The following is a 22032-nucleotide window of genomic DNA, read 5'->3' as shown; positions in this document are numbered from 1 at the left end:
GCATATCCTTCAGAAATATGCGCGTATCCGACCTCCACCTCAGGTATCGGCGCAAAGAGCCCTGGGTGCTCGCCGACGTGAACCTGGACCTGGCGCCGGGGAGCGTGATCGAGGTCGTCGGACCCAACGGCTCCGGCAAGTCCACCCTGCTCAGGGTCATCGCGGGCCTGCTGCAGCCGACGCGCGGCACGGTCACCGGACGGCCTGCCGTCGTCGGGTACGCCCCTGAGCGGTTCCCCTCGGCGCAGCCGTTCACGGTCGCGGGCTACCTGCGGCACATGGCGGCGGTCCGGCGGGTGGACGAGGCGGCCATCGAGGAGTGGACGTCCCGGTTACGGATGGATCATCTGCTCGGGCAGTGGTTACCCGATCTGTCCAAGGGGAGCGCGCACAAGGTCGGGCTCGCCCAGGCCCTGTTCTGCCGGCCGGACCTGCTCATCCTGGACGAGCCCTTCGCCGGCCTGGACGGATCCACCCGGGCCGAGGTCGCACTGACGGTGGAGATGGTCGCGGCTCGCGGGGGAATCGTGGTCGCCAGCGACCACCAGGGCGACCTCCGTTCGCTGTTGAACGTCACCCGTTACGAAGTCCGCGACTCCCATGTCCGGCCGGTGGCCACCGAATCGGCCGAACCCATGCTCAACCTCTCGGTCCGGCTGCCGCTGTCCCGGGCCGGGCTGCTGGCCGCGCAGTTGCGCGCCGAAGGCCACGAACCGCTGCTGAGCCAGGACGAGAGCGTGGAGGTCGCCGAATGATCGCCCTGACCGGCTTCCGGATCGCGGGGTACGGCCGCTCGCATCGGGCGTTCCAGCCCTTGCTGCTCCTGCTCGTCGTGATCAGTTTGCTGTACGCGACGGCGGTGCCGGAGGGGGACGAGCTGACCTCGTACGCGGATTCGGCCGCGATCCTGATCCCGGTGTTCGCGTGGGCGGCCCGGGGGCTGCTGGACACCGAGCCGGACGAGCAGCGCATGATCGCGCTGACGGCGGTCGGGCGGGCGGAGATCGCGAGTGGGCTGCTGGCGGCGCTGGTGTGCAACGCGATCCTGGCGCTGGTCGCGGTGGTCTGGCCGTTGGTGGCGGGGTTCGCGGTGGTTCCGCCGGGGGGCACGCTGGTGACGGGGGTCGGGTTGCACGGGCTGGCGGTGCTGGCGGGAACGGTGATCGGGGCGTTGACCAGTCGGCCGATTATGCCGTCCCCGGCGATCTCGATCGTGGTCCTCATTGGTGGATATGTCGCCATATTGATGGCGGGGTCTTCGTCGGTGTGGGCGGCGTTTCCGGCGATGAGCTGGATGCACGCGGCCAATCACGGGGAGCTGGCGGCGCGGTTGCCGGTCATCGTGGTGTCGGCGGCGATCTGGGTTGGGGTGGGGTTGTTCGGGTATGCGGGGCTGCGCCGTACCCGGCCTTAGGTCGGGATGGGGGCGTTCACCGTCCAGGTGGGGTGCCGTCGCCGACCCGGTTGAGGCGGATCGGCTGGGTTGTCGTACAGCCGGATGCCGTCGCCGGGCAGGAGCGGGGCGATGTTCAGGCCGATCAGGCCCATTTCGAGTAGCTGACGGCCGATTGCGATTTGCAATCGGTAGGGTCACGTCAGGGCACCCGGTGGTAGCTTGCAACCAGATCGGAGATGAGGTACGAGTTGGTGGAATCAGCGCGCTCGGGTTGTGCGATCAATGCCGCGGTCGAGGCGTTCGGTGACAGCTGGAGCCTGCTCGTGCTGCGGGACGTGATGTTCGGGAACCGGCGCTACTTCCGGGAGCTGCTGACCGGCTCCGAAGAGAGGATCGCCTCCAACATCCTGGCCGACCGGCTGAAGCGGCTGGTGAAGGCCAGCCTGCTGACCCGCGAGGACGCGGGGCCGGGGCGGCGGGCCGCCTACAGCCTGACCGAGTCGGCGATTCAGTTGGTGCCGATCTTCGCGCACCTTGGCGCGTGGGGTATGCGCCACCGCCCGACCACGCCGCGGCTGCGGGCGCGCGCGGAACTGCTCGCCGACGGCGGGCCGGAGCTGTGGGATGAGTACATGGCCGAACTGCGGACCATCCATCTCGGCCAGCCCGCGCCGGAACGGGACGGTCCGAGCGTGATGGAACGCCTGGCTGCGGCGCTCGGTTCAGGCGCGGGTCAGTTCGAGGTGGCCCCGGATTCCGGCGCAGTGCGGGTAGAGGTTGGGAGCGGCGCTGGTCCATTCGCCGGACAGGACCGGGACCTGGTCGCGGACGGAGAGGCGCAGGGAGGCGTTGATCAGGCACCAGGCGTGCGGCGGACTCGCCTCCAGGATCCCGACCTGACGTAACTCCACCCGGTCACCGTGAACTGAGCCGATCAGGTCGAAAAGCGCACGCTTGGCGCCATTGCGGCCCTCCGCCGTGCCGGTGAGTTCGCTACCGGACTGCTTCAGACGCACGTCGTAGTTCAGCGGTCCCGGAGTCCCGGTCAGCCGGCCGGTCCATCGGCCCTCGACGTCGGTCTCCTGCGCGGGGCCCATCTCAAAGATCCGCGTTCGATCACCGCGAAGGTACAGAACCGGCGTGATCCATTCCAACGTCTCGCCGGTCAGCCCCAGAATCGCGATCCGGCCGATGGACACCGCCTCATCGATCCCCCGGCCTCCGGCGATAGCCGAATAAAAGCCGTGCGCGAACGCGATGGCCGCCCGATTCGAGATCTCGAACTGCATCGCGGCGACCGCGCTGACTCCGGCGCGGATCAGCGTCGTGGCCGTACCCGCGAACAGGTCGAAGGCGTCGGCCGCCGCGCCGGAACACGAGTTCAGCACGACCAGCCGCGGTGACGGCCGGAGCAGGTCGGCGAAACGGCGGGCTTCCACCCAGTTGGCCCGCCGGTCCTCCTGCTCCAGCGCCAGCAGTCCCTCGCCGCGGTGGTCGCCGTGGCCGATGAAGTGCACGACGTGCCAGTCCCCGGCCAGCAGCAGTTCCTGCAGGCCGGACCAGGTCGGCCGGTCGGCCCAGTGGATCTCGATCAGGCCCTCGGAGACGGGGAGGCTCAGGGCGGAATTCAGCTGGTCGTGTTCGCGGGCCACGAGGAGCGGCGGCAGACCTCGGGGGGATGGGGCCAGGGCCAGGACGCGGAGCGGTCGCCGTACCTTGATCGGAACTGGTAGGGCGGGGACCGGGATGTGGCGGACCAGTTGTTCGGTGCGGCAGATGTACGAATCGAGGGCCGCGTCGTACATGGCCTCCCAGGGGAGGCCGGCCAGTTCGGCGGAGTCGAGCCGGAGCACCACCCGCAGTCGCTCGCCCCGGTCGGCGGCGACGGCCCTGGCCGCCTGGTAGCGGGAGGCCACCTCGCCGGAGCCCAGCAGCGCGGTGAACAGGGCCTGACCCACGTCCCGCACGACCGACTCGGGTGCCGAACCGAGCACCGCCCGCCGGAACTCCGCCCGGCGCGCGAGCAGGCCCGCCACATCCAGCGGCACGATCGCCGAAGCCTCACCGGCGGCGGAACGGACCACCTCCACCTTGTACGACCCCGGCTGCGCCGCCGCCATCGAAACCTCGACGACGCTGCTCAAGAGGCTCATACACCCACGCTACGCGGAAAACCCCGGTCAGGACGTGGGGTTCGCGGCGGCGAGCTGGCCGCACGCGCCGTCGATCTCACGGCCCCGGGTGTCGCGGACAGTGACCGGCACGCCGTGGAATTCCAGGCGACGTACGAAGGCCCGCTCATCCTCCGGACGGGACGCCGTCCACTTGGAGCCCGGGGTCGGATTAAGCGGGATCAAATTGACATGCACGAGCTTGTTCTTCAGCAGGCGGCCGAGCAGGTCGGCGCGCCATTCCTGGTCATTGATGTCCTTGATCAGCGCGTACTCGATAGAGACGCGGCGTTTGGTCTTCGCGGCGTACGCCCAGGCGGCGTCCAAGACCTCGGCGACCTTCCACCGGGTGTTGATCGGGACCAGGGTGTCGCGGAGCTCGTCGTCGGGGGCGTGCAGTGAGACGGCGAGCGTCACCGGCAGGCCCTCGTTGGAGAGCTTCTCGATCGCGGGCACCAGGCCGACCGTGGAGACCGTGACCCCGCGGGCCGAGATGCCCAGGCCCTCCGGCGACGGGTCGACCATGCGGTGCACGGCGCCGATCACGGCCTTGTAGTTGGCCATCGGCTCGCCCATGCCCATGAACACGATGTTGTTGACCCGCCCGGGGCCGCCGGGGACCTCGCCCCTGGCCAAGGTGCGGGCGCCCGCGACGACCTGGCCGACGATCTCGGCGGTCGACATGTTCCGGGTCAGCCCGGCCTGGCCGGTCGCGCAGAACGGGCAGTTCATCCCGCAACCGGCCTGGGACGAGACGCAGATCGTGGCCCGGTCGGGGTAGCGCATCAGCACCGACTCGACCAGGGAGCCGTCGAACAGCTTCCACAGCGTCTTGCGGGTGGTGCCGTCGTCGCAGGTGATCTCCCGGACCGGGGTGAGCAGGTCCGGCATCAGCTGGGCGAGCACCTCGCGGGACGCGGCCGGCAGATCGGTCATCTCGTCGGCGGTCTCGGTGAGCTTGCCGAAGTAGTGGCGGGAGAGCTGGTCGGCCCGGAACGCCTTCTCGCCGAGCTCCACCACCGCCGCCCGGCGCTCGGCCATGGTCAGGTCGGCCAGGTGCCGTTGCGGCTTGGCCCGGCGTGGCGCGACAAAGGTCAGCTGGCCCGCCTTAGGCGCCTCGGTCATTGCCCATCCTCGCGATCTCGATACTCATCACCGCGTCTGCACTTAACGACGGCGGGAAGCGGCCATAGAGTCCTGATCGGGAGGTGAGATTTGGCTAGCGCCCTCGTGCTCACCAGCACCAACCCCTACGGGAGCCGCACACTGTCCGTCGAGCGCGATCAGGTTTCGACCGTAGCTTACCTGCGCGACCCGAGCGGCACGGTCCATGGGGCGGTCTGGCTGGCCAATCACGTGCCCGCGCCGACCTCGGTCGATCATGGCCGGCTGGCGGCGGGGCTGCCGCCGATCATGCCGATCGCGCATACCCGGTTCCCGCAGGGGACCGAGCCCTTCGACGGGTCACGGCTGCAAGCGCTGTGGTTCGAGGAGGGCGACGGGGTCGCGCTGTTCGAGGAGGAGGAGTTGCTGGCCGTCATCCCGGGGTGGGCCGATCTCGATCGGGGCATGCCGGGGTACGCGCGCGACGCCCGGGGGGAGTCGCCGTTCGGGTGGGAGCTGGCGGAGGCGCTGGACGGGCTGGTGCCGCGGGTGCGGAAGGCGATGGAGTACTGGACCTGGCGGGAGGCGGAGGGGAGCTGGTCGTCCTACCAGCAGTTCGCGATGGGGCATCTGGACAGTCGGCTGGGGCCGCCTGGGCGGTACTGGGATGCCGGGGAGGGCGGGCCGCGGCTCGGGGTGACTGAGCGGCCTGGGGGGTTCGGGCGGGATTACACGGTTCTGTCGACGGTGGGGATGAGCTGTCAGCGGATGCCGAAGGCGGAGTTGTACGACACGCCCAACCGGGTGGAGCTGGCGGTGGCCACGGGGCGGGATCCTCGGGTGGCGGCTCGGTTGTTCCTGTGGCTGGGGCGGTATCCGTGGCGGTCGGTGACCTGGTTGGGGCATGGGCATACGGCCCGCTGGCAGCATCAGGCTGGCACGTTCCCGTTGGGTGGGTACGAAGGCGTGATCATGCTGGCGGAGCCGGCGGGGTTGCCGGATATTTCGGGATTTGCGGTGGGGGGCGACGCCGTACAGTGGCTGTGGCTGGTGCCGGTGACGGACACCGAGCTGCGGCTGGCGGCCGAGCGTGGGCACGAGGTGCTGTCCAGCCGCCTGATCCCGCAGAACCGCATTTAACGCGATTTATCGGCGTTTAGTGGATGAAAAGGCTTAGCAGTAGCCAGCACGGGACCAGGGCGAACAGGAGCGAGTCGAGGCGGTCCATCAGGCCGCCGTGACCGGGCAGCAGCGTGCCCAGGTCCTTGATCCCCAGATCGCGCTTGATCACCGATTCGATCAGATCGCCGATGGTCGCGCAGACCACCATGACCGCGCCCAGCAGCGCGCCCTGCCACAGCGCGCCGTCCAGCCGCCACGCCACCAGCCACGCGCCCACCACGATGCACGCCAGCGCGGACCCGGCGAAACCCTCCCAGGTCTTCTTCGGGCTGATGATCGGCGACATCTTGTGCCGCCCGAACAGAACCCCGGCGACATATCCCCCGATGTCACTGGCGACCGTGATCGCGACGAAGGCGACCACCCGGTCCGCGCCGTCCTCCGGCCGCAGCAGCAACGCCACGAACCCGGCCAGCAGCCCCGGATAGACCGCCACGAACACACCCGCCGTGGCATCCCGGACAAACCCATCCGTGCCCTGGAATGTCCGCCAGCCCAGCAGCACCATCACGGTCAGCGCGAACGACCCGACCAGCGACACGGGCCCGCCGTAGTAGGCGCCGCCCAGCATCGCCACCAGCCCGGCCAGCTGGAGCGTCAGCGGCACCCGGATGTCCCGCGAGCCGAACGCCCTGACCAGCTCGTGCACGCCGACCCCGACCGCCGCCAGCACGACGAGCAGGAAAGCCGCCTTGAACGTGTAGAGCGACCCGATGACCAGCGCGCCGAGCACGACCCCGACCCCGATCGCCGCGGGCAGATTCCGCCCGGTACGGCCACCGGAGGTAGTGCCCGTATTCTGATCAGCCGTTCCGTCCAAGCCGTTTACTCCCTTAATGCGCGTGATCCCTGCCCAGGCGGTGGCCACGTCGTTCGCGGTTCCGCGCGGACAAGGATCACGGTGACGCTCGCCGCCTAGACTTCCAGCAGCTCGGCTTCCTTGTGCTTCAGCAGGTCGTCGATCTTCGCGACGTGCTTCTGGGTCAGGTCGTCGAGCTCCTTCACGGCGCGGTGCACTTCGTCCTCGCCCGACTCGCCGTCCTTGACCATCTTGTCGAGGGTCTCCTTGGCGTGCCGGCGGATGTTCCTGATCGACACCCGGCTGTTCTCCGCCTTGGTGCGCGCGATCTTGATGTACTCCTTGCGCCGCTCACCCGACAGCTCAGGGAAGACCACGCGGACGATCGTGCCGTCGTTGCCGGGGTTGACGCCAAGGTCACTGTCCCGGATGGCCTTCTCGATGGCGGTCATCGACCCCTTGTCATACGGCTGGATGAGGACCATCCGCGCCTCGGGGACGTGAAACGACGCCAGCTGCTGGATCGGCGTGAGCGACCCGTAATAGTCCACGTTGATCTTGTTGAACATCGCGGGCGTGACCCTGCCGGTCCGGATGGCCGCGAAGTCCTCCTTGGCGACCGTCACCGCCTTGTCCATTTTCTCTTCGGCCTCGAAGAGGATTTCCTCGATCACTGCGGCTCCCTATTTCCCTGCCGGACTCACCAGCGTGCCGATCTTCTCACCGCGGACCGCCCGCAGGATGTTGCCCTCGCCCATCAGTTCGAAAACGACGATGGGCAGGCCGTTGTCCTTGCACAGGCTGATCGCGGTGGCGTCCATGACCGCGAGGTCGCGCGCCAGGACCTCGCTGTACTCCAGCCGGTCGAAGCGCACCGCGTCGGGGTTCTTGCGCGGGTCCGCGTCGTACACGCCGTCCACCTTGGTGCCCTTCAGCAGGGCCTCCGCACCGATCTCCAGCGCGCGCTGGGCGGCGCAGGTGTCGGTGGAGAAGAACGGCGAGCCGAGGCCCGCGCCGAAGATGACGACCCGGCCCTTCTCCAGATGCCGGATCGCGCGCCTGGGCAGGAACGGCTCGGCCACCTGCTGCATCGTGATCGCGGTCTGGACCCGGGTCTCGACGCCCCGCTTCTCCAGGAAGTCCTGGAGCGCGAGGCAGTTGATGACGGTGCCGAGCATGCCCATGTAGTCGGCGCGGGCGCGGTCCATCCCGCGCTCCGACAGCGCGGCGCCGCGGAACATGTTCCCGCCGCCGACCACCACGGAGACCTGCAGGCCCTCCCGGACAGCCTCGGCGATGGAGTCGGCGAGCTTGCCGACCGTGACCGGATCGATGCCGAGCGAATCCCCGCCCGCGAAGGACTCGCCGGACAGCTTCAGCATCACGCGCTTCCAGCGCAGCGGCCCGTCGAACGACGGAGCCGCCGGCGTGGCGGGTTCGGTGTTTTCCTGCACGTCGGCGGCCTCCTCGGTGTGGCGGTTCAAGCTGAGCGGTTATCCGTGGATCGGCTCCTCAGGCATCGCACGGGGAACAGCCCCAGACTATGCCTGGCCGACCTTGAAGCGGGTGAAGGCCAGAACCTTGACGCCCGCCTCGGCCGCGTACTTCTTGATGGTCTTCTTGTTGTCCTTCACGAACGCCTGCTCCAGCAGCGTGAAGTCCTTGTACCAGCCGTTGATCCGGCCTTCGACGATCTTGCCGATGGCGGCCTCGGGCTTGCCCTCCTCGCGGGTCATCTCCTCGAAGAGCGAGCGTTCCTTCTCGACGACCTCGCCCGGCACGACAGTCGGGTCCAGGTACTTCGGCGCCATCGCCGCGGCGTGCTGCGCGATGTCCTTGGCGACCTCGGCGTTGGCGGTGTCCAGCTGGACGAGCACGCCGACGGCCGGGGGCAGCTGCGGGTCGGTCTTGTGCATGTAGACGCCGATGTAGCCGCCTTCGAGCACCGAGAACCGGCGGATCTCGATCTTCTCACCGAGGGCCGCGTTGGCCTCGTCCAGGTGCTCCTTGACCGACCTGCCGGCCAGCTCCGACTCCAGCAGGCTGGGCACGTCGGCCGGGCGGGTGGTCAGGATGTGCTCGACGATCTCGGCCGCGAGCTGCTGGAAGCGCTCGCCCTTGGCGACGAAGTCGGTCTCGCAGTTGAGCTCGAGCAGCGCCGCGGCGGAGTCGCCCTCCTGCTTGACGGCGACCAGGCCGTTGGAGGCGGTCCGGGCCTCGCGCTTGCCGACATCCTTGGCGCCCTTGAGACGCAGGAGCTCGACCGCGCGGTCGAAGTCGCCCTCGGACTCCTCCAGCGCCTTCTTGCAGTCCATCATGCCGGCGGCGGTCAGCTCACGAAGCCGCTTGACATCGGCCATGTTCACGGAAGCCATTGTCATTCCTCATGGTTTTCGTCGTGGAGCGGGTGGGCGCTTCCTGCTCGGACGCGCCCACCCGGTGGAGCTTGCGGTGCCTGAACGACCAGGCTGTCGCGATCACCGGCCACTCGCCGCGGCCGGTGGTGGCGATCCGGTCAGGCCTTCTCTTCGCCGTCAGTGGTCTCGGCGGTCTCGACGACCTCGACGACCTCTTCCGGCGCCTCGGCGGTCTCGGCGGTCTCAGCGGTCTCGGCGACCTCAGCGACCTCGGCGGTCTCCGTGCTGTCGGCCTCGGCGACCGCTTCCGGCGCCTCGGCAGCGGCCTCCGGCTCGGCGGCGGCGGGCGTGCCCTCCAGGAGCTCGCGCTCCCACTCGGCCAGCGGCTCGGCGGCGGCGACGCCACTCGGCTTGTCGTCACCGCGGGAAGCGCCGGCGCGGGTCATCAGACCGTCGGCCACCGCGTCCGCGATCACGCGGGTGAGCAGGCTAACGGCGCGGATCGCGTCGTCGTTGCCCGGAATCGGGTAGTCGACCTCGTCCGGGTCACAGTTGGTGTCCAGAATCGCGACGACCGGGATGCCCAGCTTCTTGGCCTCGCTGATCCCGATGTGCTCCTTCTTGGTGTCCACCACCCAGACCGCGCTCGGCACCCGGGCCATGTCCCGGATACCACCGAGGGTGCGCTCCAGCTTCTCCTTCTCACGGCGGCGCATGAGGAGCTCTTTCTTGGTGAGCCCCGACGCGGCGACGTTCTCGAAGTCGAGCTCCTCCAGCTCCTTCAGGCGCTGAAGCCGCTTGTGCACGGTGGAGAAGTTGGTGAGCATGCCACCCAGCCAGCGCTGGTTCACATACGGCATGCCGACGCGGGCCGCCTGCTCGGCGATCGACTCCTGCGCCTGCTTCTTGGTGCCGATGAACATGATCGTGCCGCCGTGCGCCACGGTCTCCTTGACGAAGTCATACGCCCGGTCGATGAAGGCGAGGGACTTCTGCAGGTCGATGATGTAGATGCCGTTGCGCTCAGTGAAAATGAAGCGCTTCATCTTCGGGTTCCACCGGCGGGTCTGGTGCCCGAAGTGGACGCCGCTCTCAAGCAGCTGTCGCATGGTGACGACGGGGGTGGCCATGAAATGGTCCTCCATGGTTCTCGGTTGTCCGCGGGCGCCGTGTGGCGCCCACCCTGACGCCCCGAACCGTTCCAGCCAGATGGACCGAGGGAACGGTTCGTGAGGTGGGCGTGCGAATTCGGCCCACATGCCGCAGGCCACCGAACAGTCTACCTGGATCCGTACCCTTGGTTGACCGGCCCCTTGACGCCGCTACTTGGCTTTCCGGCCCCGCGGAGGGCGCGGGAACAGCCGCAGATGCACCTCCGCCAGGCGCGCCCCGGTCGGCGCCTCCGCCGCATCCCTGAACGCCACTTTGTACGGTTCGAGGATCTCGGCGATTCGCGCCCCTATGTCGCGAAGTTCGTCGGCGTCCGCCAGCAGGACCGTGTGGGTGATCGAGGCCGCCGTCCGCCACTCGGACGACTCGCGCGCGGACTGGCTGAGGTAGTCGGCGAGCCTGTCCCTGGCTTCGTCGAGCACGATCCCGATGACCGCGTCCTGGGCGGCGAGGAGATCGGGCGTGAGCTCGCCGTCGTCCGGGTCGCGGAGCATCCAGCCCCGCTGGAGCGCCCGCCAGACACGCTCCCGGCCGTCGCCGCGCGCGGGCGCGTCCTCGACGAAGCCGTGTTTGGCGAGCATGCGCAGGTGATAGCTGCAGGCGCTGGGCGACAGACCGACCACTTCGGCGCATTCGGTCGCGGTGGCGGGGCCCTCGGTCTGGAGGCGGCCGAGGATCGCCAGGCGAGCGGGGTGGGCCATGGCACGGAGCAGCCCGACGTCGTCGGTCACCAGGCGGTAGCGATCCGGATCCGGGGCCGACGGTCGCGCGGCGGCTTCGCCTGTCGACGGAGGTGCGGTGGCCTCGCCTGTCGGTCGCGCAATGGCCTCGCTTGTCGACGGATGTGCGGCGGGTTCGCCTGTTGACGGTCGCGCAGCGGCCTCGCTTGTCGACGGACGTGCCGTGGCCTCGCCTGTCGTTCCCGCAGTGGCCTCGCCTGTCGACGGACGTGCGGCGGGTTCGCCTGTCGACGATCGCGCGGCGGTTTCGCCGGAACCGGGAGCAGGTGCTGCCGCTGACGGCTGCCGATCGGTGGTCATGGCCACCAACGGTACCGCCGCCTTCAGATACGAAGGGTTGTTTTCATAGTTGTGAAGCATTAGCTTCATAATATGCTTCGGACGATTCCTCTTCGGAGACAACGGGACTACCGGCTGCTGTGGGGTGCCCGGGTGGTGACCGAGGCGGGGAGCGAGGTGTCGCGGCTCGCCGTACCACTGACGGCGGTGACCCTGCTCAGTGCCTCGCCCCTGCAGATGGGGTTCCTGACGGCGGCGGCTTCACTGCCGTTCCTGCTGGTCGGGTTACCCGTCGGCGCATTGGCCGACCGGCTGGCGCGCAGGCGGCCGGTGATGATCGGGTGCGAGGTCGTGGCGGGAAGCGCGGTGCTGACCGTTCCGGTCGCGTGGCTGGCCGGCTGGCTCAGCGTGTCCTGGCTGATCGCGGTGGCGCTGGTGGTCGGAACGTGCACCGTGGTGTTCCGTAACTTCAACACCCCCCATCTGACCAGCGTGGTGCCCGAACATCAGCGCACGGCCGCACTGGCCGGATTCCAGTCCGTGTTCGCCGTCGCGCAACTGGGCGGCCCCGGGCTGGCGGGACTACTGGTCGGCGTACTGACCGCACCACTGGCCCTGATCGTGGACGCGTTCTCGTTCCTGGTCTCGGCCCTCTGCCTACGCTCGATCCGCGCGCCGGAGACACCTGCCGAGCAGCCCCGCAAGCAGTCCCACCGGCAGCCCCGCGAGCAGTCCCACGAGCAGTCCCATCGGCAGTCGCTCCGGCACGAGATCGGGGCCGGGATCCGGACGCTCGTCGGCCACCCGGTGCTGCGGGCGCTCACGCTGGCCGGGATGACCGTCAACCTCTTCGGCGCCGCGCAGCTGGCCATCTACGTGCTCTTCGCGGTCACCGTACTCGGGCTGCCGGGGTGGCTGGTCGGGATCTCGGTCGTGGGGTTCGGGCTGGGCGGGCTGCTCGGCGCGGTCGTCGCGCCCCGGCTGGCGGAGCGGTTCGGCGGCGATCGGGTGCTGCTGGGATCGGTGCTGTTCTTCCCGGCCGGGTTCGTCGTGATGGCGGCGGCGTCGGGACCGGTCTGGCTGGTGTCCGCCCTGATCGCGGCGTCGGAGATCGTCGTCGGCGTGGCGGTGGTGTGCTTCAGCGTCTGCTCGGGAGCGGCCACGCTGCGGGAGGCCCCGGCGGACTTCATCGGCAGAGTCAACGCATCGATCAACTTCGGCACGCAAGGGGTGATGGCGTTCGGGGGGTTACTCGGGGGCGTGCTGGGCGAGGTTCTGGGGCTTCGCCCAGCGATGTGGGTGTGCGCGGCGGGTGCCGTACTGACGATCCCCTGCCTCTGGTGGTCACCGCTCACCAGAGGGGCGCGTGCTCCCCACGCCGAGGCGGCGAACTCGCCCAGTACGGCTCCGCCCCCTCGATCAAGCCCGGAGGACGAACAAAAGTGAGCTTTCCGAACACACTGTCCATGGTGTCGAGCAGGTCACCGGCGTAGGGATCGTCGCCGATCTCCCCGCGCCCCAGCTCGTCGAGCCACCACGCGGTCCTCGCCAGCGACAGTTCGGCCTGCCAGGAACCGCCCTCTTCCAGCCGCCGCGACAGCCCCGCCACCGCCGCGAACGCGGCCAGATACCCGGTCGCATGATCGAGCGCCTGACACGGCAACGGCCCCGGCCCGACCCCGTCGCCCCCTTCATGAGCGATACCGGTGACCATCTGGACCAGGCTGTCGAACCCCCGTCGTCCTCCCCAAGGACCTTGAGTCCCGTACGCGGATATGTCCACCACAACGATCCCCGGCCGAACCTTCGCGAGTTCCTCCACCGTGAACCCCGACTTCTCCAAAGCCCCGGGCCGATATCCCCGCAGAACCACATCCGCCCCGGCGATCAGCTCCCAGAGTTTCTCCGGTTCCGTCCGGAGATCGATATGACACGACCGCTTCCCGAACGCCGTCTCGACTGCCAGTCCAGGCAATTCAGGCACATGCTCAGCCCCCACCTGGAGCACATCCGCGCCATACGCGGCCAGCATCCGCCCCGCCACCGGACCTGCGATAACCCGAGTCAAATCCAGCACCCGCACCCCACTCAACGGGCGCACACCCTTCACCTCACCTGAAGCTCCAGCGGCACCCATCGCAGGTTCGCGAGATGCGGCGCGCGCACCCTCACGAGACCCGAACTGCACACCCCCTGGAAATCCGGATCGCACGCCCTCCGGAAATCCGGACCGCGCAACCCCTGGATATCCCGCCCGCCCCTCCGCAGGAGATCCGGACCGCGCGGCCCCTGGAGATTCGGACCGCGCATCCGCAGGACAACGGACAAGTCGCACCCACGGCTCCGCCGCGATCGCCGCCGCCTGCGGATGCGCTCCCCATTCCTCCCGCGTCCGCATCGCGGCCGCACACCCACCGGCCCGCGTGACCGCTTCCTCAACCTCCACGCCGGTACGTCCCGCGCAAGCTGCGGCCAATTCCTCCCGCGAGATATGACCGACCCCCAAAGCCCGCAAGGCCGCATCCCGATGGTGATCGAAATTGCAATGCAGCCGTACCCATCCATCGGTGGTCGGATAGTCGCCCGACAACGGCGCCCACATACGCAGCGCTTCACCATCCATTCGGAAATATCTCTCGCTACGAAAAGCGACCGCCGAATGCCGTACATCTACCGAGACCACCGGTCGCGTTCCGCCACTCCGGCCCCAGAACTCCGCCACGGCCGCCGTAAACGCCCCGACGCTGACCGCCGCCAACGCGCCAATCCTGAACGCCGATGGAAGAACCGGCTCCAAACCACGAACCCGCACCTCAGGCAGGGTGAGCCCAACGGACCGACCCAATTCCCCGATAAGCGCGCCAATATCCCCGGAACCCATCCCACCTGCGTTTGGCCCGTTTTCAGTCATGCCCTACCCCGGTTATCCACAAGTTTTGCCCACAGCCCACAGGGTTATCCCCAGAACACCGCTCGAAAGCTTCTGACGTCGCACGGTTGTGCACGCTTACTCTCATGCCCACCTGGATCCTGGCGACCCTCCTGGCCCTCCATGTTCTTCACGCCCCCGAGCCCCGATGGAACTGGCCACTGCCGAATCCCCAACTCCTCCAAAGATTCGACCCGCCCTCCCACCGCTGGCTCCCCGGCCACCGAGGCGTCGACCTCCAGGCTCACCCCGGACAGCCCGTCCTGGCCGCGGGCCCCGGCACCGTGACCTTCGCCGGCAAAGTCGGCGGCCTGACCGCGATCGCCATCACCCACCCAGGCGGCCTGCGAACGACCTACCTCCCCGTCGAACCCACCGTCCACCCAGGCCAGCCCATCACCACCGGAACCCAGATCGGCACAATCACCGACCACCCCGTCCCCCACTGCCCCTCGACCTGCCTCCACTGGGGCCTACTCCGCACCGACCGCTACCTCGACCCCCTCCTCCTGCTGGGCCTGGGCAAAGTCCGCCTCCTCCCCTTGAACCTGACGCAACGTCAGGTCCTACCGTGAGAAACGTGACCGACGCGAACGGCGTACGCCGATGGGGCGTAGGCGAACTGGCCCGGGCGACCGGACTGACCGTCCGCGCCCTGCACCACTACGACCAGATCGGCCTGCTCACCCCCCGGGAACGCACACCGTCCGGCCACCGCCGCTACACCGAACACGACCTCAGACGCCTCTACCGAATCCGCGCCCTCACCGCCCTCGGCCTGTCCCTGGACGAAATCTCCTCCGTCCTGGCCGACCAGAGCGACGACCTGACCGCGTTGCACACCCTCCTCACCACCCAGCTACGCGGCCTGAACGAATAGGCCGCCCGCATCGACGAACTACGCACCCGAATCGACGGCCTCCTCCAGCGAATAGCCGTCCACCAGATGCCCGACCCAGACCAGTTCCTGTCCACCCTGGAGTTGATCACCGTGTAACGAGACCTACTTCACCCCCGAACAGCGCGACCAACTGGCCCAGCGCCGCACCACCCCGGGCCCCGAAGCCATCGAAGCCGCCAAACACGAATGGAAGACCCTGGTAGAAGCCCTCCTCCCCCACGCCGAAGCGAACACCCCCACCGACGACCCCCAAGTGGCCGACCTCATCACCCGCTACCAGTCCCTCGGCGCCCACTTCCACCCCCCAGCCGAAGCCGGCCACCAGACCGCGGCAGCCGCCCGCCAGATGTGGCAGGACAACCCCACCGAACTCGCCGCCCGCCTCCCCTGGCCCCCCGACCGCCTGATCGCCCTGGTGGAGTACATCAACCGAGCAACCCAGCCCTGAATCCCACCCAGCGCAAGCACGCACCCAGAGGCTCGCACCCCCGCCGCCCCGGCATCAGGTCAGCGAGGGCAAACAGACCTCCCAGGGCGCTTATACGCGGGCACCGATGTCGCGGTCGACCTGACCAATTCCCGCGAACAGACCCCTGGGGCGTTTATAAGCGCCGGTAGTTGACAGCGACCCGGCCGGTGCCGCAGCGAACAGGCCCCCTGGAGCGCCTGGAGAGGATCTATTAGCGGCGTTATCGCCCGTCTCCGAGTCCTCGCAGTTCATGACCGTGATCACCGGTAACGCCAGCGCTGATGTCTCCCTATCGGTGGTTCGTTGGATCAAGGTGGATAGCGGGTATTTCGCTTTGCGCGGGGGTCCCGGTGAACGTAGCCGCCCATGACCAAACTCAAACCGTGTCCGCCCGCTCCGGGACCGCTGGAGGGATACGCGACCCGGTTCGATGATCTGTTCTCGCATGTGGCGCAGCGGCGCGGGTTTCGCGAGTATCTGGCCGGCCTGCTCCAGCCACGGGCACGGAACAAGACGCTGACCTGCCTGGCCGGCGTGGAACCGGTGACCGGAGCGCGACATCCGCACGCGCAGCGGCTTCAATTCTTCCTCAGCGAGTCCTGCTGGGACCCCGACCAGGTCAACGACCGGCGGCTGCAACTGCTGCTGAACAATCCGGCGACCGCCCCGCACCCCGCTGGCGTGCTGGTGATCGACGACAGCGGAGATCGCAAGGACGGGACGGCAACCGCCCACGTCGGCCGCCAGTGGCTGGGACGGCTGGGAAAAACCGACAACGGCATCGTCACCGTCACCACGCTGTGGGCCGATGAGCGGCTGTACTTCCCACTGCACGCCCAGCCCTACACACCGGCGCGCCGCCTGCCCGGCGGCAAGAACGATCCCGCCTTCCGCACCAAATGGCAGATCGCGGTGGCACTGGCCGTCGAAGCGATGCAGGCCGGAGTACTCTTCCGCGCCGCGGTGGCCGACCGCGCCTACGGCGACCTGGACAACTTCCGCGCCGAGTTACGCCAGGCCGGCCTCGGCTGGGTGATGGCGCTGCGCGCCCGCCACGGCACCTGGGCCTACGGCCCTGAGGCGCGTACTCCCCGAGACGCCGCCCGCGACCTGGCCTGGAATGGACCGGACCAGCCCGGGGACTACACCGTCATCAGGCGCACCTTCCGCGACGGGCACACCGAGACCTGGTGGGCCGCCGAAGCGCGCCTGGGCGGCTGGGGACCGGACGGGCCGACCCGGCTGGTGGTGGCCACCGCCGACCCGAGCACCCTGCCGGACAAGGCCACCTGGTACCTGGCCACCAACCTGCCCCGCCCGGGTGGAGCCCGCGAGGCCGACAGCCCTCACCCAGCCGCCGGCCTGGCCGAACTCCTCCGCCTCTACGGGATCCGGCACTGGATCGAACAAGGCTACAAACAGATCAAGGACGAGCTGGGCCGGGCCGACTTCCAAGTGCGCTCCGAGCTTGCGATCCGCCGCCATCAAAGCCTGATCAACTGCGCCCTTTCCTTCTGCTGGGCTACCTGGTTCGCCGATGCGCCCGCCGAACCGCCCCCACAGGCCCCGTCCTCGGTCCCTGCCTCAGAGAGGGGCCCGGCCGGGCAGTCCCAGCCGTGGCGGACCATCCCACACATCTCACCGACCCCCAGCTGGCCCCACACGCTGCGGGCCGTCCGCAGCTGGCTGACCCCCGCGATCACGCTCACACGCTGGTGGCGGGCATGGTCCACCGCGCCCCCACCCGCTGAATTACAGCGCTCATCGACGCTGTCGAAGCAGGCCACGGCCTATGCCTCTATCAGCCGCCTTGATTCAACGAACTACCGCTAAGCGCGTGGGTGAGCTTGGCGGTAGGCGGTGTGGAGGCGTTCGATCGAGACGTGGGTGTAGATCTGGGTGGTGCCGAGTGAGGCGTGGCCGAGGATCTCCTGGACGCTTCGAAGGTCCGCTCCGCCTTCAAGGAGGTGGGTGGCGGCGGAATGCCGGAGACCATGAGGGCTCAGGTCGGTGACACCGGCGGCGGTCAGGCGGGTGTGGACGATACGGCGGACGGTGCCTTGATCCAGGCGACCACCTCTGACACCGAGAAACAGGGCGGGACCGGTGCCGTCTCGAATCCAAAGCGGGCGCCCTCGGATACACCAGGCGTCCAACGCGCGCATCGCGGGCAACCCACAGGGAACAACGCGCTCCTTGCTTCCCTTGCCGAGCACTCGTAATGTGCGCCGATCGCGATCGACATCGTCCACATCCAGGCCGCACAACTCACTCACCCGAATACCGGTGGCATAAAGCACCTCAAGGACGGCCTGATCCCGCAACTCCCCCGGACCATCGACCCCCGTGGAGTTCAAAGCAACCTTCGCTTCCTCCTGATCGAGCACTGCCGGCAGACTCCTCCCGGCCTTCGCGCTCCCTAGCAGCAACCCAGGATCATTTGCAAGCCACCCCCGCCGATGACAGAAGGCTGTGAAAACCCGGGCACACGCCGCCCGCCTAGCCAACGTGGCCCGAGCTTTCCCCGCCTCATGCTGCTCGCCCAACCAATCACGCAGCAGCACGATGTTCAACCGCTCCAGCCCTTCACCCCCAGCACGCTCAAGATGCCCGATCAGCGAACCAACATCCCCCACATACGCCCGCACCGTATGCAGCGACAACCCCCGCTCCACCCGCAAGTGACGCTCAAACTCCCCAACCACCATCTCAATCACCGGAACCCCCATCCACCAACCCCCACACAACTGCGCCTACCACCAGCCTCCGGCATCCCAACCCCAATACCCAGCAGCCGCCCCCGCCATAGTCGCGATCACACAATGGGCAGGTCTTCCCCGCCGGATCCCAACCTCAATGCCCAATCCGCTCTTGGCCGGTCAGGATTGTGCTGGCCCGGGTGACCCGGTGACCTTCAGGTGTTCATCCAGGGCCGCGACGAGCCCGACAGCCAGGCCGGGGGTGATGTCGGCAGCCCATCGCTGGACAAGGTTGAGAAACCCGTTGAGCTGCTGGTGTGCAGCGACGAGCAGTCTCGGTAGTTCGCTGATCGTGATCTCGATGGCCCGGACCTGGGAACCGTCTTGGTCGTTTTGCCGGAGCTGGACGGTCTGGGCGCGATGTTCGATCCGGGTTTCGGGGTCGTGTCCCAGCCAGGGTTCTTGTCCGCGGGTCACCTCCCACCAGTCGCGCCAGTTCTCCAGGCCGAAACAACAGCCGGGTGCGACCTGAATGTTTGTGGCGGTGTCACGGAAACGCAGACCACCTGGAGCGATCAAGACCTCCGCCTCGGCAAGGTGGTCATCCAGATGAGCCTGAGTCAGGTCGGCAGCCGGTTCGGCGGAGATGTGGTTGTAGCTGAAGATGACGGCCATCGCGGTCCCGATTTCGGCCCAGGACATCTGACCCGAGAGCGCGAGCAGGCGATCGGCGGACGGCTCGGCGATCGGCCAGGCCGTGAAACCCACCGCATCGTAGGTCTCCAGGACGACGTCGACAATGACCACGTCTCCAAGTATCCGGCCACTGACGGTCCTCTGATCAACGTGGGACTGCAGTGAGCAGGACCCGTTCCCGGCGAAGTGACGGTCCAGCACGGCCGAACAAACGGCCCTCTGATCACATTGATGTAGTTGACTCGCGTTCTTCAAACCCAGACCAGAGATCCAACACCAGGTCAGGCCGTCGCGATCGGCAACAGGCCAGTCTCGGCTGCGGACCGGCACCCGTCACGAGAGTGGACCAGATCCGGTTCAGCGACTGGCCACCGTGTGTCTCGGGAGCTGAGGCCATTGCTCCACGTCAGTGGGGGTGGGCCTCGTGGAGGGGTGAGCCGGCAAGGCGGGCGGCGATGATGTCGGCGAAGTTGGGGCAGGTGCGGATATCTTCGTGTGGGCAAGCCAGTGCGTGGGCAAGGGCGGTGCTCGCCGCTTGGGCCTGGGCGATGCGTTCGTCGAGGTCGGCGAGCTTGCGCTTGGCGAGTTCCCGCCAGGTGTCGGGGTCGGAATGCGAGGTGACTAGCGCCTTCACCTCGCGGAGCGAGTAGCCGACGTCTCGCAGGAGCAGAATCTGACCGACCAGCCCCACTGCCGAAGCGGGGTAGCGCCGTTGGCCCGAAGCTCTGGCCGGGGTGGGGATTAGACCGAGGTCTTCCCAGTAGCGCAACGCCGAGGTGGCGACACCGGTGGCCCTGGCCAGCTCACCGATCGTCAACTGCTTCGTAGGCTGCTCGTCCGGCATGTTGACTTCAAGGGTACTTGAAGTCGTTCAATGGCGGCCATGAGATCCAGGACGCTCAGGCAGCGGGTGATCATTCGGGCCGTGGGCCAGTTCGGCCGACCGCACGGGACGGCCGGACGGGTGGCCGGCTGGGTCATGGCCCACCGCGGCTCCAACCGACAGCGCAACCTGTGGGTGGTGTCCCTGCTCGACGTGCAACCCGCCGACCGGGTGCTCGAAATCGGCTTCGGCCCTGGTCTGGCCATCGCCGAGCTGGCCCGCCACGTCACCGATGGACACATCTACGGCATCGACCACTCCGAGGTCATGGTCAGGCAGGCCAGCAAGCACAACGCGACTGCCATCCGCGCCCGCCGGGTCGAACTACTGCACACGTCAGTGGACCGGTTGCCGCGCTTCGACGAGCCGCTCGACGCCATCGTCGCCGTGAACTCGATCGGATTCTGGCCCAACCCACCCGACCAGCTCACCCAGCTGCGCGGCCTGCTCCGCCCGGGCGGACGCATCGCCCTCGCCAGCCAGCCCCGCTGCCCAGGCGCCACCGCTGACACCACCGCGCGGGCCAGCCAAGAACTTCACGATCTACTCACTCAGGCAGGATTCATCCAACCCCGCACGGAAACCCTCCATCTCAGCCCACCGGTCGCCTGCGCTCTGGCCACCAACCCGGGAGACGGACAGCCCTGACGCGGCCCCAGTTTGCAGGGGCGGCGGTTGAGCAGGACGCGTTCGCGGAACGGTGCGAGTTCCACAGCTGGCGGTAGCACTCGACGATCCGCTCGGCGCGGGAGCACGAGGCGTTTGCAGAGCAGTGACCCCGTTCGTGTGGCGACTGCGAGTAGCTCCTGGACGTTCCAGGCGTGCCGCCCTGACGGGATGTCGGCCCCGGCCCGCTGAACCAACCCGCTGAACCAACCCGCTGGACCTTCCCTACAACTCCTAACGGAATAGGCGAGTTGCCGGGTCGGGTCGCCGTTATCCGGCACCGTTAACGCAGATGATGCTTCTCACCGCGCCGGCGCCAAGAAGGCGCGGCCCATTCTGTTAGTGGTTCCTAGGGCTTGCAGAGAATTAACCCGTAGGTTCACAGGTCTCTGACCTCGATAAACCCTTAGTGGGCACCCAAGTTAATTCGCTGCGGATCCCTACTGGAGGCTGGGCCCTCCTCACTGGATGGTGGGGCTGGATGAACGTGGTCTGAGGCGCCAGCCGTCGGGGGTTCTGAGGATGTAGCCAGCGGATTCGAGGCCGCCGAGGGAGCTCAATGTGGTGGTCAGGGGGAGGGCGGCGGCATTGGCGATGGTGGCGAGGCCAGCGGGCTTGCGGGCGGGGATGGCGTCAAGGACTCGCTTGGTTTCTTCGTTGAGTGCGTCGCGGGGGTGACTGGGGCCACGCAGAGTGGGGGCCAGGTCGTCGCCGATCGAGCCGATCAATTCGATGACCTCGGGTACGGAGGTCACGCAGGTGGCGCGGGCCTGGCGGATTAGAGTGTGGCAGCCTGCGGAGACATCGCTTGTGATGGGGCCGGGAACGGCCATCAGCTGGCGGTTGAGGGCGGAAGCATGGGACGCCGTGTTGAGCGCGCCGCTCCGCAATGCGGCCTGGACGATCACGGTCCCTCGGGAGAGTGCGGCGATGACGCGGTTCCTGACCAGGAAACGCAGCCGGGTCGGCTGAACCCCTGGAGGTGACTCACTGATCACCAAGCCACGTTCCCGGACCGCACGGAACAGGTCCGCGTGAGCTGAGGGGTAGCAGACATCTGTGCCGCAGGCCAGAACGACGACTGTGGGTGCGACACCGGCAAGAGCGCCACGATGGGCCGCCGCATCGATGCCATACGCCCCACCGCTGATCACCGACCACGAGCGATCACTCAACCCGGCCGACAATTCCGCCGCCGCGTGAGTGCCGTAGGCCGTCGCCGCCCGAGCCCCGACGATGGACACCGAGCGAAGACACGCGAACCGCAGGTCCTCCTCGCCGTCCAGCCACAGCCCATACGGCCGCACCCGCCCGAGATCATTGAGCTGCGACGGCCAACCCGGATCCCCGGGCACCAACAACCTCCCCGCAGCGAGGTCATCCGCCGCCCGGCCCCCACACCCCGCCGCCCGCCCCGCCCACCCTGTAACCAACTGCCCCAGATTGAGCCGACGCCGCTCCGCGTTCGCCAGCTCCCGTTCCGTCTCGGCGAATTCCGGCTCCAACTCCCCTCGCCGAATCTGCGCCAGCGCCCCCACCGCCCCGTACTCCTCGATCAACCGCCCCATGACCGGATCCCCCGGCTCCACAA

The 22032-nt window shown here is 68.2% G+C and carries 23 protein-coding genes and 1 pseudogene; 10 read left to right on the top strand and 14 right to left on the bottom strand.

Translation table 11 applies throughout. The annotated features are described in order from the left end of the window. Positions 1-17 precede the first annotated feature (17 nt). Entirely contained in the window at positions 18-755 is a 738-nt protein-coding gene (locus tag Acor_RS35145; protein ID WP_155341087.1) for an ATP-binding cassette domain-containing protein, read from the top strand. Further along, on the top strand, positions 752-1414 hold the full coding sequence (locus Acor_RS35140) for a hypothetical protein (protein ID WP_155341086.1): 663 nt from the start codon (positions 752-754) through the stop codon (positions 1412-1414). The genes Acor_RS35145 and Acor_RS35140 overlap by 4 nt, the downstream gene beginning before the upstream one ends. Here Acor_RS35140 and Acor_RS35135 read toward each other — a convergent pair. After that, complete coding sequence (locus tag Acor_RS35135; protein ID WP_218034674.1) at positions 1411-1548, bottom strand: hypothetical protein; 138 nt, start codon at positions 1546-1548, stop codon at positions 1411-1413. The genes Acor_RS35140 and Acor_RS35135 overlap by 4 nt on opposite strands. Positions 1549-1632: 84 nt before the next feature. Here Acor_RS35135 and Acor_RS45725 point away from each other — a divergent pair. Beyond that, positions 1633-1947 (top strand): annotated as a pseudogene (locus Acor_RS45725) (winged helix-turn-helix transcriptional regulator); the annotation flags it as partial. 171 nt (positions 1948-2118) lie between these two features. Here the strand turns inward: Acor_RS45725 and Acor_RS45720 are convergent. Then, entirely contained in the window at positions 2119-3549 is a 1431-nt protein-coding gene (locus Acor_RS45720) for a CHAT domain-containing protein (protein WP_155341085.1), read from the bottom strand. 27 nt (positions 3550-3576) lie between these two features. Further along, the gene (rlmN, locus tag Acor_RS35120) at positions 3577-4692 is read right to left on the bottom strand and encodes a dual-specificity RNA methyltransferase RlmN (RefSeq protein WP_155341084.1); all 1116 of its coding nucleotides are present in this window, start codon (positions 4690-4692) and stop codon (positions 3577-3579) included. Positions 4693-4782: 90 nt separating this feature from the next. Between rlmN and Acor_RS45715 the strand changes: the two genes are divergently transcribed. Next, complete coding sequence (locus Acor_RS45715) at positions 4783-5811, top strand: suppressor of fused domain protein (protein ID WP_155341083.1); 1029 nt, start codon at positions 4783-4785, stop codon at positions 5809-5811. Positions 5812-5827: 16 nt separating this feature from the next. Here Acor_RS45715 and Acor_RS35110 read toward each other — a convergent pair whose 3' ends face one another. From Acor_RS35110 to Acor_RS35085, 6 genes are all read right to left on the bottom strand, one after another. Beyond that, the gene (locus Acor_RS35110; protein WP_155341082.1) at positions 5828-6673 is read right to left on the bottom strand and encodes a phosphatidate cytidylyltransferase; all 846 of its coding nucleotides are present in this window, start codon (positions 6671-6673) and stop codon (positions 5828-5830) included. Positions 6674-6768: 95 nt separating this feature from the next. After that, positions 6769-7326, bottom strand: a complete 558-nt coding sequence (gene frr / locus Acor_RS35105) for a ribosome recycling factor (protein ID WP_155341081.1) — start codon at positions 7324-7326, stop codon at positions 6769-6771. Positions 7327-7335: 9 nt separating this feature from the next. Next, the gene (gene pyrH / locus Acor_RS35100) at positions 7336-8106 is read right to left on the bottom strand and encodes a UMP kinase (protein WP_155341118.1); all 771 of its coding nucleotides are present in this window, start codon (positions 8104-8106) and stop codon (positions 7336-7338) included. Positions 8107-8193: 87 nt separating this feature from the next. Further along, entirely contained in the window at positions 8194-9027 is an 834-nt protein-coding gene (gene tsf / locus Acor_RS35095) for a translation elongation factor Ts (RefSeq protein WP_155341080.1), read from the bottom strand. A gap of 140 nt (positions 9028-9167) precedes the next feature. Further along, positions 9168-10139, bottom strand: coding sequence for a 30S ribosomal protein S2 (gene rpsB, locus Acor_RS35090; protein WP_155341079.1), 972 nt, complete (start codon positions 10137-10139; stop codon positions 9168-9170). A gap of 192 nt (positions 10140-10331) precedes the next feature. Then, a complete protein-coding gene (locus tag Acor_RS35085; protein ID WP_218034672.1) occupies positions 10332-10910 on the bottom strand; it encodes a helix-turn-helix domain-containing protein in 579 nt (192 codons plus the stop codon). Positions 10911-11291: 381 nt separating this feature from the next. Between Acor_RS35085 and Acor_RS35080 the strand changes: the two genes are divergently transcribed. After that, positions 11292-12644, top strand: a complete 1353-nt coding sequence (locus Acor_RS35080; RefSeq protein WP_155341078.1) for an MFS transporter — start codon at positions 11292-11294, stop codon at positions 12642-12644. Here Acor_RS35080 and Acor_RS45015 read toward each other — a convergent pair. Next, positions 12550-13299, bottom strand: coding sequence for a CoA transferase (locus Acor_RS45015; RefSeq protein ID WP_246239541.1), 750 nt, complete (start codon positions 13297-13299; stop codon positions 12550-12552). The genes Acor_RS35080 and Acor_RS45015 overlap by 95 nt on opposite strands. 914 nt (positions 13300-14213) lie before the next feature. Here Acor_RS45015 and Acor_RS35070 point away from each other — a divergent pair. The 4 genes from Acor_RS35070 to Acor_RS43640 all read left to right on the top strand — a co-directional run bounded on the left by Acor_RS35070 (position 14214) and on the right by Acor_RS43640 (position 17330). Further along, the gene (locus tag Acor_RS35070) at positions 14214-14702 is read left to right on the top strand and encodes a M23 family metallopeptidase (protein WP_155341077.1); all 489 of its coding nucleotides are present in this window, start codon (positions 14214-14216) and stop codon (positions 14700-14702) included. A 5-nt stretch (positions 14703-14707) separates the two neighbouring features. Continuing rightward, entirely contained in the window at positions 14708-15007 is a 300-nt protein-coding gene (locus Acor_RS35065) for a MerR family transcriptional regulator (protein WP_155341076.1), read from the top strand. A gap of 151 nt (positions 15008-15158) precedes the next feature. Beyond that, positions 15159-15476, top strand: a complete 318-nt coding sequence (locus Acor_RS46670; RefSeq protein ID WP_155341075.1) for a hypothetical protein — start codon at positions 15159-15161, stop codon at positions 15474-15476. Between the two features lie 387 nt (positions 15477-15863). Beyond that, positions 15864-17330 carry an IS701 family transposase gene (locus Acor_RS43640; RefSeq protein WP_218034671.1) on the top strand — a complete coding sequence of 489 codons (1467 nt, stop codon included), beginning with the start codon at positions 15864-15866 and terminating at the stop codon, positions 17328-17330. Here the strand turns inward: Acor_RS43640 and Acor_RS35050 are convergent. From Acor_RS35050 to Acor_RS35040, 3 genes are all read right to left on the bottom strand, one after another. Further along, positions 17327-18205, bottom strand: coding sequence for a tyrosine recombinase XerC (locus Acor_RS35050; RefSeq protein ID WP_246239547.1), 879 nt, complete (start codon positions 18203-18205; stop codon positions 17327-17329). The genes Acor_RS43640 and Acor_RS35050 overlap by 4 nt on opposite strands. 171 nt (positions 18206-18376) lie before the next feature. After that, on the bottom strand, positions 18377-19003 hold the full coding sequence (locus Acor_RS35045) for a hypothetical protein (protein WP_155341073.1): 627 nt from the start codon (positions 19001-19003) through the stop codon (positions 18377-18379). A 295-nt stretch (positions 19004-19298) separates the two neighbouring features. After that, positions 19299-19736 carry a MerR family transcriptional regulator gene (locus Acor_RS35040; RefSeq protein WP_155341072.1) on the bottom strand — a complete coding sequence of 146 codons (438 nt, stop codon included), beginning with the start codon at positions 19734-19736 and terminating at the stop codon, positions 19299-19301. 39 nt (positions 19737-19775) lie between these two features. Between Acor_RS35040 and Acor_RS35035 the strand changes: the two genes are divergently transcribed. Then, positions 19776-20423: a class I SAM-dependent methyltransferase gene (locus tag Acor_RS35035; protein ID WP_155341071.1), complete on the top strand. Its 648-nt coding sequence runs from the start codon at positions 19776-19778 to the stop codon at positions 20421-20423. 479 nt (positions 20424-20902) lie between these two features. Here Acor_RS35035 and dprA read toward each other — a convergent pair whose 3' ends face one another. After that, a complete protein-coding gene (gene dprA, locus Acor_RS35030; protein ID WP_155341070.1) occupies positions 20903-22030 on the bottom strand; it encodes a DNA-processing protein DprA in 1128 nt (375 codons plus the stop codon). Between the last annotated feature and the right edge of the window lie 2 nt (positions 22031-22032).

It is taken from the genome of Acrocarpospora corrugata (genome assembly GCF_009687845.1).
Taxonomy (GTDB): domain Bacteria; phylum Actinomycetota; class Actinomycetes; order Streptosporangiales; family Streptosporangiaceae; genus Acrocarpospora; species Acrocarpospora corrugata.
This window is presented reverse-complemented; position numbering and strand designations above follow the sequence as displayed.

Bases quoted from the DNA above. Each gene is read 5' to 3' on its own strand.
- Acor_RS35145 (WP_155341087.1), top strand. From the start codon at position 18: ATGCGCGTATCCGACCTCCACCTCAGGTATCGGCGCAAAGAGCCCTGG.
- Acor_RS35140 (WP_155341086.1), top strand. From the start codon at position 752: ATGATCGCCCTGACCGGCTTCCGGATCGCGGGGTACGGCCGCTCGCAT.
- Acor_RS35135 (WP_218034674.1), bottom strand. From the start codon at position 1,548: ATGGGCCTGATCGGCCTGAACATCGCCCCGCTCCTGCCCGGCGACGGC.
- Acor_RS45720 (WP_155341085.1), bottom strand. From the start codon at position 3,549: ATGAGCCTCTTGAGCAGCGTCGTCGAGGTTTCGATGGCGGCGGCGCAG.
- rlmN (WP_155341084.1), bottom strand. From the start codon at position 4,692: ATGACCGAGGCGCCTAAGGCGGGCCAGCTGACCTTTGTCGCGCCACGC.
- tsf (WP_155341080.1), bottom strand. From the start codon at position 9,027: ATGGCTTCCGTGAACATGGCCGATGTCAAGCGGCTTCGTGAGCTGACC.
- rpsB (WP_155341079.1), bottom strand. From the start codon at position 10,139: ATGGCCACCCCCGTCGTCACCATGCGACAGCTGCTTGAGAGCGGCGTC.
- Acor_RS35080 (WP_155341078.1), top strand. From the start codon at position 11,292: ATGCTTCGGACGATTCCTCTTCGGAGACAACGGGACTACCGGCTGCTG.
- Acor_RS35070 (WP_155341077.1), top strand. From the start codon at position 14,214: ATGCCCACCTGGATCCTGGCGACCCTCCTGGCCCTCCATGTTCTTCAC.
- Acor_RS43640 (WP_218034671.1), top strand. From the start codon at position 15,864: ATGACCAAACTCAAACCGTGTCCGCCCGCTCCGGGACCGCTGGAGGGA.
- Acor_RS35050 (WP_246239547.1), bottom strand. From the start codon at position 18,205: ATGGTGGTTGGGGAGTTTGAGCGTCACTTGCGGGTGGAGCGGGGGTTG.
- Acor_RS35040 (WP_155341072.1), bottom strand. From the start codon at position 19,736: ATGCCGGACGAGCAGCCTACGAAGCAGTTGACGATCGGTGAGCTGGCC.
- Acor_RS35035 (WP_155341071.1), top strand. From the start codon at position 19,776: ATGAGATCCAGGACGCTCAGGCAGCGGGTGATCATTCGGGCCGTGGGC.